Annotated in this window: 13 protein-coding genes; 5 read left to right on the top strand and 8 right to left on the bottom strand. The window is 72.1% G+C overall.

The window, feature by feature from the left end; all coding sequences use genetic code 11:
- Positions 1 to 4 precede the first annotated feature (4 nt).
- The 3 genes from ACIQCJ_RS18085 to ACIQCJ_RS18075 all read right to left on the bottom strand — a co-directional run bounded on the left by ACIQCJ_RS18085 (position 5) and on the right by ACIQCJ_RS18075 (position 4474).
- Positions 5 to 1384, bottom strand: coding sequence for an MFS transporter (locus tag ACIQCJ_RS18085; RefSeq protein WP_402711887.1), 1380 nt, complete (start codon positions 1382 to 1384; stop codon positions 5 to 7).
- Between the two features lie 32 nt (positions 1385 to 1416).
- Positions 1417 to 2157: an ArsR/SmtB family transcription factor gene (locus ACIQCJ_RS18080; RefSeq protein ID WP_402711886.1), complete on the bottom strand. Its 741-nt coding sequence runs from the start codon at positions 2155 to 2157 to the stop codon at positions 1417 to 1419.
- Between the two features lie 223 nt (positions 2158 to 2380).
- Positions 2381 to 4474, bottom strand: a complete 2094-nt coding sequence (locus ACIQCJ_RS18075) for a protein kinase (protein WP_402711885.1) — start codon at positions 4472 to 4474, stop codon at positions 2381 to 2383.
- Between the two features lie 159 nt (positions 4475 to 4633).
- On the opposite strand from ACIQCJ_RS18075, the gene ACIQCJ_RS18070 reads away from it, so the two are divergent.
- The 5 genes from ACIQCJ_RS18070 (at position 4634) to ACIQCJ_RS18050 (ending at position 7729) form a co-directional block, all read left to right on the top strand.
- Positions 4634 to 5782 (top strand): anion permease, encoded by a 1149-nt coding sequence (locus ACIQCJ_RS18070; RefSeq protein WP_402711884.1) that lies wholly within the window; start codon positions 4634 to 4636, stop codon positions 5780 to 5782.
- A gap of 53 nt (positions 5783 to 5835) precedes the next feature.
- Positions 5836 to 6066, top strand: coding sequence for a hypothetical protein (locus tag ACIQCJ_RS18065; RefSeq protein ID WP_402711883.1), 231 nt, complete (start codon positions 5836 to 5838; stop codon positions 6064 to 6066).
- A gap of 67 nt (positions 6067 to 6133) precedes the next feature.
- Positions 6134 to 7030: a polyphosphate kinase 2 gene (gene ppk2 / locus ACIQCJ_RS18060; RefSeq protein ID WP_355340826.1), complete on the top strand. Its 897-nt coding sequence runs from the start codon at positions 6134 to 6136 to the stop codon at positions 7028 to 7030.
- Positions 7031 to 7053: 23 nt separating this feature from the next.
- Positions 7054 to 7242, top strand: coding sequence for a hypothetical protein (locus tag ACIQCJ_RS18055; RefSeq protein ID WP_402711882.1), 189 nt, complete (start codon positions 7054 to 7056; stop codon positions 7240 to 7242).
- 100 nt (positions 7243 to 7342) lie between these two features.
- Entirely contained in the window at positions 7343 to 7729 is a 387-nt protein-coding gene (locus ACIQCJ_RS18050) for a hypothetical protein (RefSeq protein ID WP_402711881.1), read from the top strand.
- Positions 7730 to 7932: 203 nt separating this feature from the next.
- Here the strand turns inward: ACIQCJ_RS18050 and ACIQCJ_RS18045 are convergent, their stop codons facing one another.
- The 5 genes from ACIQCJ_RS18045 to ACIQCJ_RS18025 form a co-directional block, all read right to left on the bottom strand.
- A complete protein-coding gene (locus ACIQCJ_RS18045) occupies positions 7933 to 8790 on the bottom strand; it encodes a helix-turn-helix domain-containing protein (RefSeq protein ID WP_355340820.1) in 858 nt (285 codons plus the stop codon).
- A 747-nt stretch (positions 8791 to 9537) separates the two neighbouring features.
- Positions 9538 to 10602, bottom strand: coding sequence for a helix-turn-helix transcriptional regulator (locus tag ACIQCJ_RS18040; RefSeq protein ID WP_355340817.1), 1065 nt, complete (start codon positions 10600 to 10602; stop codon positions 9538 to 9540).
- Positions 10603 to 10803: 201 nt separating this feature from the next.
- Positions 10804 to 11835, bottom strand: a complete 1032-nt coding sequence (locus tag ACIQCJ_RS18035) for a PP2C family protein-serine/threonine phosphatase (protein WP_355341317.1) — start codon at positions 11833 to 11835, stop codon at positions 10804 to 10806.
- A 313-nt stretch (positions 11836 to 12148) separates the two neighbouring features.
- Entirely contained in the window at positions 12149 to 12670 is a 522-nt protein-coding gene (locus ACIQCJ_RS18030; RefSeq protein ID WP_188285584.1) for a GAF domain-containing protein, read from the bottom strand.
- A 41-nt stretch (positions 12671 to 12711) separates the two neighbouring features.
- A complete protein-coding gene (locus ACIQCJ_RS18025) occupies positions 12712 to 13554 on the bottom strand; it encodes a S8 family serine peptidase (RefSeq protein WP_355340814.1) in 843 nt (280 codons plus the stop codon).
- Positions 13555 to 13567: the final 13 nt, after the last annotated feature.

The following is a 13567-nucleotide window of genomic DNA, read 5'->3' as shown; positions in this document are numbered from 1 at the left end:
CCGGTCACGGCGCCACCTCCTGATCCTGCTCGTCTCGACGGCCCCGCCGGCGGCCGGCGGCCACCGCGCCGTCGGCCGCTGCCGTGTCCGCCACCTCCTCGCCGACCGCCGTGTCTGCCGTCCCTGCCGTGTCCTCGGCGTTCGTGGTGTCCTCCGGGCGCTCGTCCTGGTCGATCGAACGGATGCCGGGCACCGGCGACGGCAGCAGCCACAGCACGGACAGCGCCCCGCCGACCGCCGCGACCAGCAGGGTCGTACGCAGCCCGAGGAAGGTCGCGAGCACGCCGCCGACGACCGCGCCGAGCGGACGGATGCCGTAGTTGACCGTGGCGTACGCGCCGGAGACCCGGCTGCGCATCCCGTCGGGGATCACGGACGCCTGAAGGGAGTTGAGGTTGACGTCGAAGAGCATGACACCGAGGCCGGAAAGGAACTCGGTGCCGGTCAGCGCCACGGCGCCGACCCACGGCGGCCCGTCGGCGACCGCCACCAGCGCGATCGGCGCGGGGAAGAGCACCGCGCCGATCGCGATGCTGCGCCCCATCCCGATCCACCGTGAGATCCGCGGCGCCAGGACCGCGCCGAGCAGCGCGCCCGTGGAACCGATGCCGAAGGCCAGGCCGATGAAGCCCGCCGACAGACCGAGGCTCCTGGTGGCGAAGAGCACCATCAGACCGCTGCCGGAGACGAAGGTGAAGAAGTTGACGGTGGTCGAGGTGCCGAGCCCGGCCCGCAGCACCGGGTGCCGTACGACGAACGCCAGCCCCTCCTTCGCCCGCAGCAGCGGCGCGTCCCGCGCGCCCGCGGCGACCGGCGGCTCGTCGATCCTGATCCGCCCGATCAGCACGGCCGAGGCGAGGAAGGACAGCGCGTCGACCACGACGGCCACCGGCGCGGTGAGCGCCTGCACGAGCGCGCCGCCCACGGCAGGACCCGCGACATACGACGCGGACCGGCTCGCGCTGAGCTTGCTGTTCGCGTCCACATACGACGAGCGCGGCACGAGGTGGGCGAAGAACGGGGGATAGGAGGTGTTGAACAGCACCTCGGCGGCGCCGATCAGCAGCGCCACCGCGTAGAGCTGACCGAGCGTCACCGCCCCCGCCAGGTACGCGACGGGCAGCGACAGCAGCACCCCGGCGCGGATCAGATCCGCGGCCACCATCAGTCCGCGCTTGCGGGCCTGGTGGTCGACCCACGCGCCCAGGACGATCGCCAGCAGATTCGGTGTCCAGATCAGCGCGGTCAGCCACGCCACCTGGTTGGCGGAGGCGTGCAGCGCGCTCACCGCGATCAGCGGCAGGGCCAGTTCGCTGATCCGGTCGCCGAACTGCGAGACGCTCTGGCCGGCCCAGAAGCGGACGAAGCGGCGGTCGCGTGCCACGGATATCGGTGGCGGCCGCGTCGCTGCGGCGGTCACCGGGTGCCGCCGCCGTCGCCGTCGTCGTCCTTACGCGCGGCCGTCCGCGTACCGGTATCCGTATACGAGTCCGAGTCCGAGTCCGAGCCCGGGCCCGGTGCGCGGCCCTGTGCCTCAACCTCAGCCGGACCTTCACCCTCACCTTGAGGTTCACCTTCAGGGAGCGTGTAGCGCAGCAGGCGTACGGAGCGGGCGGCGGCCGGGCGGTCCGCCGCGTCCCGCGTCACATAGGGCGCGAGCACGCGCTCGATCCCGTCCTCGATGGCGGCGGCCTCCTCGGGCGTCACCATGACGCGCGTGTTGGCGAGTCCCGAGAGCCGCCGCCACGCGGGATCGAGGCCGGGCTCCACGGTGGCCGCCCAGCGGGCCGGCAGATCGGCGGAGCGCAGGAACATCTCACGCGAGAGCAGCCGCGCCGCCGAGCGGCCCTCCTCGTCCCCGTCGTCCTCCGGCACCTCGAAGCGGAAGCCGCGCGCGACCGCCTGCCACCGCCGCTCACGCCGGTCCCGTCGCCCGTCGCCCCCGGCGTCCGGATCGGGGTCCGCGTCCCGGACGAGCCCGAAGCCCGCGAGATGGCGCAGATGCCAGCTCGTCACCGAAGGGGTCGCCCCGACGCGGGGTGCGAGCACGGTGGCCGTCGCGGGCCCGTTGCGTTGCAGATGCTCCAGGATCGCCAACCGCACCGGATGCGCGAGCGCGCGCATCGCCTTGGGGTCGGTGATCTCGATGTCTCCCAAACGGTTACCCGGTTCCATGGCGTGAGAGTGTCCTCTCACAATGTATGAGAGTCAACTCTCACACTTTTCGCGCTGCTTGTGGCGGCGCGCGGCGAGGTCCGCCGCGCGAGGAGACATGCCGGGTCAGGGGGATGCCGAATCAGGGGGCCGCCGGGGCGTCGCGTACGGCGGTGGCGACCGTGCTCGTCGCCGTATCGGTCGGACCGGTCGCCCGACCCCGGGCTCAGCCGCCGCCCTTGACCGCCCAGGCGGGGTGCCCTTCCGTGGCCGCGTCGGTGCTGAGCCGCCGTTCGCCGGTGCCGTCGGCGCGGACCGCCCAGATCTCGGGAGTGGCGAGCGGGCCGCGGACGAAGGCCACCCACGCGCCGTCGGGAGACCAGTCGGGGTCCATCTCGTGGGCCGGGGTGGCGGCCAGCGGCCGGTCGCCGGTGCCGTCGGTGCCGACGAGGCGGATGTCGCCCTGCGTGCCCTTGCCGTAGTCGCCCGAGGTGTAGGCGAAGACCTTGCCGTCGGGGGACCAGACCGGGTCGAGGGCGGGCCGGGGCAGGTCGGTGATCCGCTGCGGGGCGGCGCCCGGCGTCGTCGGATCGACCATGTTGATCTGCCAGTTGCCCGTCCCCTTCTCGACGCAGATCGCGATACGGGTGCCGTCCGGTGACCAGGAAGGGTCCTCGATACGCGTGTTGCCGGTGGTCATCTGCTGGGCGGAGCCGTCCGCGACGTCCACGACGTAGAGCTGCTGGACGCCGCCGGTCTTGCGCAACACGGCCAGTTTGCCGCCGTCGGGAGACCAGGAGACCCGGCCGCCCGAGGTCTCGGCGATTCGCTTGGCGCCGGTGCCGTCGGCGCCGACCGTCCACACCGAGGTGTCCTGGGCGGTCCTGCGGGTGAAAGCGACGGTCTTGCGGTCGGGCGACCACTTGGGGAGGAAGTCGCACGGGCTGCCCGACGCGAGCCGCTTGAGGCGGTCGGTCGTGCTGTCGCGCAGCGCGATGTAGGAGTGGCAGGTGGCGGGCCAGCCGGGGGCGGTGTCCACCCGGACCAGCAGCGGCACATCGGGGAACGGCGCCGGGGTCGGCGGCGCCGACGAGGCGGTCGTGGTGTGCCCGCCCGAGGGAGCGCCCGCGTTGTCGTCCTTCGCGGAGCCGGACGTCCACGGATGCCAGACCAGCGCCCCCGCGACGGCGGCGGCCACCACGACAAGACCCACGGCCGCGGTCCCCTTGCGCCGGTCGCGCGGCGGCCCCGACGGCGGACCGAAACCGGGCGTCGGGGTGGGCGCGGGCGTCGGCGGGCCGCCGTACCCCTGCCCCGGACCGTACGGGGACGCGAGCGGCGACGGCGAACTCCCCGCCGGGGGACCCGCGTAGGAGGCGGTCGGCTCGGACGCGGCGGCGGGCCCGGTGGCGTGGGGCGGGGGCGGGGGCGTCGAGACCGCGGGCGGTACGGCCTGCGGCACCACCTGCGTCAGCAGCGCCGTCGCCTCGGCGGGCAGCCAGTCGCCGTCATCCGGGTGACGTACCGTCAGCCTGCTCAGGAACTCCGAAGGGGTGGGCCGCGCCGCGGCCTCCTTCGACAGACACGCGGCCACCAGCGCGCGAAGTTCGTCAGGTACCGCCCTGAGGTCCGGCGACTCGTGAACGACCCGGTAGTGCCGGGCCGCTGACGGGCCATCACCGAAGGGCGCGCCTCCCGCCGCCTGGCTGAGCACCACGCCCAGCGCGAACATGTCGACCGCCGCGGTGACCTGACCGCCGGTCAGCTGCTCGGGCGCGAGAAAGCCGGGGGTGCCGATCTGGAGCCCGGTCTGGGTCAGCGCCGTGCCGTCGAGGGCGCGGGCGATGCCGAAGTCGATGACGCGCGGGCCGTCCTCGGCCACGATGATGTTCGCGGGCTTGAAGTCGCGGTGGATCACCCCCGCCCGGTGGATCGCCTCCAGCGCCTCCGCCAGCCCGGCCGCCAGCACCGTGAGGGTGTCCGTCGGCAGCGCGCCGACATCGGCGAGCACGTCCGCCAGCGTGGGCCCCGGCACGAACGCCGTGACCAGCCAGGCCGGTTCGCCGTGCGGATCGGCGTCCACCACGGGCGCGGTGTGGAAGCCGCCGACCCGGCGCGCCGCCGCCACCTCGTCGGCGAAGCGGCGCCGGAATCCCGGCTCGGTGCTCAACTCGGGGCGTACGACCTTGACCGCCACCGCCCGGCCGGACCGCGACCGGCCGAAGTACACCACACCCATACCGCCTTGGCCGAGCCGGCCGGCCAACCGGTATCTGCCGTCGCCCACGGAAGTGGGATCACCCGCTTCGAGCGGCTTCATGGTTCCCCCCATTCGCACCGTCCGCGCGGTGACGGGATCTCCCTACCGCCCCGCGCGGGACCAGTCAAGCACCGCCCGGCGCGGGTCCGCCCACTCCTTCACTCCGGTCCTTCACCCGCCCTTCCCCGTGCGTACGCCGGGGGCTGCTTCCCTGGGCACATGGACCACATCACATTCCTTGTGGCACTGGTCATCGTCACGGCCCTGGCCTTCGACTTCACCAACGGTTTCCACGACACCGCCAACGCGATGGCCACGTCCATCGCCACGGGAGCGCTGCGGCCGAAGGTCGCCGTCCTGCTCAGCGGCGCGCTGAACCTGGCGGGCGCCTTCCTGTCGACGGAAGTCGCGAAGACGATCTCCGGCGGCATCGTCGACGACGCGCTGGTGACCCCCGGCATGATCTTCGCGGGCCTGGTGGGCGCCATCCTGTGGAATCTCATGACCTGGCTGCTCGGACTGCCGTCCAGTTCCTCGCACGCGCTCTTCGGCGGCCTGATCGGCGCCGTGTGGGTCGGTGCGGGCCGGCACGGCGTCCACTTCGGCAAGGTCGTCGAGAAGATCCTCATCCCCGCCGTGGCCTCGCCTGTCGTGGCCGGGCTCGCGGCGCTCGCCGCGACGTACCTCGCCTACCGGCTCACCGGCCGGGCCCGTAAGGGCACCGTCTCCAAGGGCTTCAGGATCGGCCAGATCGCCTCCGCCTCGCTGGTCTCGCTGGCGCACGGCACCAACGACGCGCAGAAGACGATGGGCGTCATCACCCTCGCGCTGATCTCCTGCGGAGCGCTCGGCCACGACGCCGGTCCGCCCGTCTGGGTGATCCTCGCCGCCGGACTGGCCATCGCGCTCGGCACGTACCTGGGCGGCTGGCGGATCATCCGCACCATGGGCAAGGGCCTGGTCGACATCGAGTCGCCGCAGGGCTTCGCCGCGGAGTCGGCGTCCACCGCGGTCATCCTGTCCTCTGCGAATCTGGGCTTCGCCCTGTCCACCACGCAGGTCTGCTCCGGCGGCATCCTCGGCGCGGGCATGGGACGCAGGCTCGCCGAGGTCCGCTGGGGCACCGCGGGCCGGATGGCGCTCGCCTGGCTGGTGACGCTGCCCTCGGCCGCGGCGGTCGGCGCGGTGGCCGCGAGCGTCGTCGTGCACGGCGGCACGCCGGGCGTCGTGGTGATCGCGCTGATCGCCGTCGCGGTGGCGGGCGGCATCGTCGTCCTCTCGCGCCGCAACCCGGTCCACGCCGACAATGTGAACCACGGCCACACCACCTCCGTCCGTCCCGCCGCGCCCGCCGGCGCGGGCGTCTGAGCGGCGACGCCACCGGAATCACCGGCATCATCGGGGAAAAGGGGAACAGCAGTATGAGTGTGGACTGGAACGCGCTGGGCGAGGTGGCCGCGGTGAGCTTCGGCGTCACCGTCGGCGTGGTCGTGGTCTTCGCGGTCGGGGTGCTCGCGCTCTCCGCCCGCGACACCGTACGGGCGTCGGGCGGCAGCGGCACGGGACAGTTCGCGGGCGCCGGGGTGTGTTTCCTGGCGTGCGCGTGCGCGGTGCTCTACGGGCTGTATCTGATCATTCCGCAGTTCCACTGAGGCCACCCGCGGTGGCTGAGGACCACCGGGTCCACTGACGGTTCCACCGGCGAAGGGCGGGCGAGCGATGAGCGCAGGCACCGACGGCTCCGCACTCCTTGCGGGCATGCATGTCGACTACACCGACCAGGACGACCCGGTCCTGGTCAGGGCGGACGGCAGCGTCGTCGACACCTGGCGGGAGAACTACCCGTACGACACGCGGATGGAGCGGCCCGAGTACGAACTGCACAAGCGGCTCCAGCAGATCGAACTGCTGAAACTCCAGAGCTGGGTGAAGGAGACCGGCCAGCGGCTGGTCATCGTCTTCGAGGGCCGGGACGCCGCGGGCAAGGGCGGCACCATCAAACGCTTCATCGAGCACCTGAACCCGCGCGGCGCACGGGTGATTGCCCTGGAGAAGCCGACCGAGCGCGAGAGCGGGCAGTGGTACTTCCAGCGGTACGTCGCCCACCTGCCGACCGCGGGCGAGATCGTGATGTTCGACCGCTCCTGGTACAACCGGGCGGGCGTCGAGCGGGTCATGGGTTTCTGCTCGGACGACGAGTACCACCGCTTCATGCGGCAGGCCCCGGCCTTCGAACGGATGCTGGTGGACGACGGCATCCACCTGGTGAAGTTCTGGTTCTCGGTCTCGCGCGACGAGCAGCGCACCCGGTTCACCATCCGGCAGGTCGACCCGGTGCGGCAGTGGAAGCTCAGCCCGATGGACCTCGCCTCGCTCGACCGCTGGGACGACTACACCGCCGCCAAGGTGGCGATGTTCCGTGAGACGGACACCGCCTACGCGCCGTGGACGGTGGTCAAGAGCAACGACAAGAAACGGGCGCGCGTCGAGGCCATGCGCAGCGTCCTCGCCCGCTTCGACTACGCGGACAGGGACGACGAAGTGGTCGGTACGCCCGACCCGCGCATCGTCGGCTCCGCGGCCACGCTGCTGGAGCGCGGTGAGGACACGCTCTGAAGGGCGGTGAGGAGACCGTCTGGATGACGGAGCTGGCCGCGACCTGGGAGGAGCGGCTGGGGCTGCTCAAGCGGACGGCGGAGGCCGGTCCGCAGGGTGAAGCGGGTGCGGGTGCGGGTGCGGGTGCGGGTGCGGGCGCGGGCACGGACGCACGTACTGGCACTGGCACCGGCACGGCTGCGGACGCGGGTCCGGAGCCCGGCGGTTCCTGACCGGAATCCCGTGCCCGCCCCGGCGCGTCACTCTCCGGTGAAGTGGCGACAGGCTCCTACGATGTGACGAAATGTCAGAGTTCACCCCGTAGGAGCCTTCATGCTTCGCTTCTCGCGAGCCTGTGCCACCGGTCTCACCGCCCTCACGCTGTTGACCGCCCCCGTGGCCCAGGCCGTCGCGGCGGACAGCGTCGCCGTGGCGCCCGCCGTCGCCCGACCCGCCATCACCGCCAAGGCGACGGTCAGCGCGATCAACGCATGGCAGCAGTTCCGGATCTACGGCGCGACCAAGGACATCAAGGTCGGCACGCGGGTGACGCTCCAGCAGATGCAGGGCAAGCGCTGGGTCTCGCTGCCCGCGTCGATGAACACCAACCACGACGCCACGTACAACCTGCGGGTCAAGCTGGGCATCAAGGGCCTCAACAACCTGCGCATCGTCGGCGGTGGCGGGATCTCCAACGTCGTCAAGGTCACGATCCGCTGACGCGGCGAACAGCGCGAACAGCGCGCAAGCCGCTCACGGCGTCAACAGCGCGAGCACCGCGTCAGCCGCGAGGACCGCGACAGCCGTAAGGCGTCGCGAGGCGTTCGGCCGCGGGTACGGAAGATGCGCTCCGGGCCCGCGGCCGTGCTCCCGCCGATGCCGCCGTTCCCGCCGTTCCCGTCGCGCCGCTCTCCTCACCGATGTCACGCGGCGGTCGGCGGCAGCGATACCAGCGGTTCGTGGGCGATCACGGTCGCCTCGACGGGTGTCGGCAGCAAGGTCACCATCCGCACACGGGGGTTGTGGGCGGGGGAGGAGACCAGGGTGCGTACGCGGTACGGGGCACGGCCGCCCGGCGGGATCAGCAGCCGGACCTGACCGTCGTTGTGCAGCGCCATCCGTCCGCCCCGGCCGACCGTCTGCCACAACACGCCCAGCTCCGGATCGAGTTGCAGCTCCGCGACGATACGCCGCAGCTCCGGCTCTTCGCTGATCCCCGCCTCCAGCCTGAGCTGCCGCAGGTACGGCACCGCCCAACTCGCCTGCCAGTCCCCGCACAGGCGGCGCGCGTAGGGCGAGAAGAGGATGAAGCGCAGCAGATTCGCCGGCGGCCGCTGGCCCTCGGGCTCGAACAGGCCGCGCCAGGCCGCGTTGTCCTCGTGGATCCGCCACGTGCTGTCGAGAACGAGCGCGGGCACCTGGAGCGCGCGCAGGTACAGCCGCCAGCCGCTCATCGCCTCCAGGTCCGGCTGGGCCGGGCCGGTCGGCGCGAAGCCGCCGGTCACGATGAACCACAACTCGTCGCGCTGGTACGGGTCGAGGCCGAGGGTGCTCGCGAGGCTGTCCAGCCGGTGGACCGGCACCGGCCGGCCGCCGCCCTCCCAGTCCTGGTACAGCCGCGGCGAGATGTCCATCCGGTGCGCCACCGCCTGCTGGCTCAGCCCGGCGGGGCGGTGTCCCGTGTGCCCGCTGCCCGGCTCCGGCGGTCCCGCGTAATCCTTGCGGGCCTGCCGCAGAAACCCGCGGATGAGCGGGGTGGTGCTGTTCGAGCCGCGCGTCATGACCGTTCCCCCCGGATGCTCGGCCCGCGCCCGGACTGACCAGTGGCGTGCCCAGCCGCAGAATGCGCTTACCAGTCGATCGTGTTCGCTGGACGCATGGGGTGTCAACCGACTTGGCCGGCCCCCACCACCTGCGCAAACCCGTCCTCAGCGGTCGAATCCCGCCCTGCGTCAGTGGTCGGTCGCCGTCCGTGGCAACGTCGTTGACCTGCGACGACGTACCGACCAGTGGCAGTCGGCAAGCGCGCTCGCTACGCCGCCGCCACCGTTGTCCAGTTGGGTCGCTGTCTCCTTTTGGACACCTCGGGTGGCCTGCGCGAAGCCGTTCACCGGGCATTACGTACTCGGGGGTTCGTAGCCAGCGGTTGTCGGGTGGGCAAAGATCGAGGTGTGGTCGGGTACGGCGCCGAAGGTGACTTCGGCCGGTGCGCGGCCTCGGGGGGAACGGCATGCCGTCGGCTCCGGGAGGGCTCGTGAACGTTCAGGCGTAGCGAGGGAGTTGTCGGCAGGCCGATCACCATCACGCGGAGGTCCCGCGTGCGCACCACCCGCCGCGGGCGACGGCCGGACCGCCGCGGCGACACGACTTCCGGCCCGTGGATCCCCCGAATGTCCGCGGGCCGGGGCTGCCGGAGGCGGCACTCCACCTGGTGTGGAGGCCGCCGAAGGCAGTCGGCGGGGGCACCACCTGGGCCTGGTGGCGCCCCCGCTGGTACGTCACGGCCGTCAACGGGTGACCCAGGCCGGTCAGTTCAGCGGGTAGACCTTCATCAGGGCCGGGTCGCGGGCGAGTTTGAGACCCGCCTCGAAGCGGCTTGAGGCATTGAGGCGGTCCATCAGTTTGGCGACCGCGCGCTGGACCGTGCGGCGGTGCACGCCCATCTTCCGGGCGATCTGGTCGTCGCTCAGCCCGCTCGCCATCAGCCGGATGACCGTGCGCTCCTGGTCGTTGACCTCCGGGCCCTCGGCGGGCGCGGGCGGCGCGGCGAGGACGACGGGGGAGGCGCGCAGCCAGTAGTCCTCGTACAGCGCGGTGTAGCCCTTCAGGAGGGCGGAGCCGCGGATCAACAGCATGGACTCGCCCGGCCGTTCGGGGTCGCCGGGCACGCACGCGGTGTGCCGGTCGAAGAGCAGGATGTCGAAGGGGGAGTGCTCCAGGAGCCGTACCTCGACGCCGATGTCGAGCAACCGGTGCAGATACCAGGTGTACTTGGGGGAGCGCAGCAGCGACTCGGGGTAGATCACCCGGACCCGGATGCCGCGCGAGGTCAGCTTCGCGTCCTCGTCGAGCGACGCCTCCAGCGCCTCGGCCGGGGGCATCGGACCGGGGTGCATCGAGTCGCAGGCGTCCAGGACGGCGGCGTTGAGGTCCCGCACCGTACGCGTCCTGCGCTTGCGGTCGCCGAGCCGCTCCACCGCGACATCGGCCGAGTCACGGGCCACGGCCGGGCGGAAGACGGTCATCAGGGACTCGGTGACCCGGCGCAACGAGTGCGCGTCCCGCAGTTGCCTGGCGGTGTTCTCGTTGTAGGTGTCCATCGCGTGCGCCATGGCCGCGTCCGGGTCGACCGGTTCGACGACCGCGCCCACGATCCGGATCAGGCCCAGCTCGTCCAGCCGCCGCCAGCCGCCCGCGGATTCCGCGGCGTCCAGACCGGCCGCCTCCGCGACCTCCGCGATCCGTCCCTCGCCCATGTCGCGCAGGGTCCGGTAGAGCGTGAGCGCCGCCGCCTCGTCGCGCTGGAGGTGCGCCGCGGACACGGCCGGGTGGTCCGGCGGGACCGGTCCGCCTCTGGACGCGCGCAGCGTCACCGGGATCTCCTCCAACCGCGATCGGCAAACGGTGCGTGCCTCCGCCCGCGTGTACGGCTCGACACTCTATGACGCGACACCGGTGTTCGCAGGGGTGTTCGGGTGGGGCCGGTCGCTCATTGCGGACAACCCGTCACGGACCGCACGGCGAGGCATCCGCACATTGCGAACCCTTTACCCGCGCCGGTGCCGTCCGGGTCTTCAGGCGCCGTCGAAGGCGGCGAACGCCGGTCCGGGGTCGCGGAAGCGCAGCAGCAGCATCGCCGCGTCGTCGTGCAGCGGCCCCTCCGTGTGCTGCACCAGATCGGTCCGCAGCGCCTCCAACGCGGCTTCCGGATCCGGGTCCTTGAGGAAGTGCGCGCGCTGCCCCAGCGGATAGAAGGCGCCGGTGTGGTCGCGGGCCTCGGTGACACCGTCGGTGTAGAGGAGCATCTGGTCGCCCGGTCCGAAGGGGACGGCGAACGGCTCGGGAGCGTCACCGCCGTGCACGCCGAGCCCCAGCGGCATCGCGTACTGCGGCGGCTCGGGGAAGCACGCGCCGCCGTCCTGGCGCAGCACCATCGGCGCGGGATGGCCGAAGTTGAGGAGGGTCGCGCCGCGCTCCTCGCTGATCTCGGCGATGATCGCGGTGACGAATTTCTCGCCGCTCAGCGCCCGGTCGGCGGCCCGCTGCACCCGCTCGCCGACGCCCGTCAGATCCCGTTCGTCGTGCGCGGCCTCACGGAAGGCGCCGAGCACCACGGCGGCGGTCTCCACCGCTTCGAGGCCCTTGCCCTGCACATCGCCGATGATCACCCGCACGCCGACCGGCGACGCGACGACCTCGTACAGATCGCCGCCTATGCGCGCCTCGGCGACGGCGGAGGTGTACGACACGGCCGTGCGCAGGTGGCCCGCGCTGCGCGGTACGGGGCGCAGCAGGACGCGCTGGGCGACCTCCGCGATCGACCGTACGTTGGCGAATTCGGTCTCGCGGCGCTGGCGCATCACGGCGGCGATCACTCCGGCGACCGTCACGCCGATCACCGAGGCGAGGGCGCTGAAACCGCGCCGCTCCTCGAACAGGCCGTCGTAGACGCCCAGGGCGCACACGAGCGCGACGGCCAGGGCCCCGACCAGGGCGGTCCGCCGCCAGCCGCCGACCAGACCGGAGAAGGCGGGGCCGAGCGAGACCAGCGGCAGCAGGCCGACACTGGTACCGACGCTCACGTCCACCACGGCGACCACGGCCATGAACACGTAGGGCAGCGCGGTGAGCACCGGCGGTGTCCGCCCGGCGACCGACACCTGCGGCGAGAGGTCGGGGTGGGGCGTCGGGAGGCGGCGGCCGAAGGATATTCGTCGTGTCACGGCCACCTCCCTCTCCCCGGCTCAGGCTAGGCAGATGATCCGGGGCCGGAGGAACACACCCTACTCATTGTCACCTGTTCAGGGGACAACTCGCACCTGTGAACACCCTGAGATCTCCCGCCCCTCCCTTCCGGCGCGTCGCAGGTCGGTGCGGGTCCGGGGCGGCGCCCACGGGCTGAGCGGAGAGCTCCCCGGCTCAGGCGGAGGTCTCCAGCAGCCGCCGCAGATCCTCGGCCATCCGCAGCGCCGCCGCGCGCCCGTCACCGCCGAGCGAGCCGCTGTCGGCGGGCCGCGCGCGGTCCACGACCACCCGCAGCGCCGCCGCCGCGTGCCGGGCGAAGAGCGCCAGCAGATCCAGTTCGTCCAGGCTCGACCTGGACTGCGGCACGGGATCGAGGACTTCCAGCACCCCCAGCACCCGGTCACCGTGCGTCAGTGGCGCGGCCATCAGCGAATCGGGCACGTACTCCGTGGACTCCGCGAAGTCCCGGTCGAAGGACGCGCTGTGCGACAGGTCGTCCACCACCATCGGCTCACCCGAGGAGACCACCCATCCCGCGATCCCGCTCTCGGCCGGGAAACGCCGTCCCACCAGGAAGCTCTCGCCCTGGCCCGAGACGGCCTGGAAGACCAGCTCGTGGCTCGACTCGTCCAGCAGGAACACCGAACTGGCCTGGGCGCCGAAGATGGCCCGTGCCGTGTCGACCACCGACTGCATCAACTCCTGCGACAGCGGATCCGTCGCTGTGTTGCTCTGTGTCACGAAGCACCCCTGATGCCCAGTTGGACGTTGGCCGCGGAAAGGTAGAGCGCGTTCTTGAGCTGGAAGGTCGTCATCCGGCGGTGCCGGGACAGAATGCGGGCGCAGAGCCCGGCGATGTACGGCGTGGCGAAGCTGTTGCCCGTCGTCCTGATCGTCGCCCCGCCGAGCCACGCCACCTGGACGTTCTGTCCCGGCGCGAAGAACTCGACCGGCGGGCTCGGGTTGTACAGGTGCAGATCGGGATCGTCCTCCTGGTGGCTGCCCACCGAGATCACCGAGGCGAAGCGCCACGGGTAGCTCTCCACCGGAGTGTTGTGCGCGGAGGCGACGATCGCCGTCCCCCGGAAGTACGCCTCGTCGGCGAGGACCCGCAACTCCTCGGCGAACTGCGGCCTCGTCGTGGACAGGCTGAGATTGATCACGTCGAAGCCCTGCCGGATCGCCCAGCGCAGTCCCGCGAGCAGGACGTCGCCGGTGCCGCCGAACCCCTTGCCGAGCACCTGCACGCTGTACAGCTCGCAATCCGGCGCGGTCCTGCGGATGATGCCCGCGCAGGCCGTGCCGTGCCCGCAGGTGTCGGTCGCCGTCGTCTCGACCACGCTGGTGCCCGTCTCGTCCTTGCGCACCGTCCACGCGCCGTCGACCGGGCCGATCAGCGGATGGCCGTCCTCGACACCCGAGTCCACCACGCACACCCGCACCCCGGCGCCGCGCGCGTCGTCCCAGCTCCGGTCGAGCGCGGGCAGCTCGCCGTCGGCGGTGATCAGCACGTCCTCGGGGCGCTTGCCGCGCAGCGTCCAGGTGAGTCCGGGGCCGGCGCCGTGTTCGGCGGTTTTCATCAGCAGCCTTTCG

Origin of the sequence: Streptomyces sp. NPDC093221 (assembly GCF_044753885.1) — a bacterium.
Taxonomy (GTDB): Bacteria; Actinomycetota; Actinomycetes; order Streptomycetales; family Streptomycetaceae; genus Actinacidiphila.
This window is presented reverse-complemented; position numbering and strand designations above follow the sequence as displayed.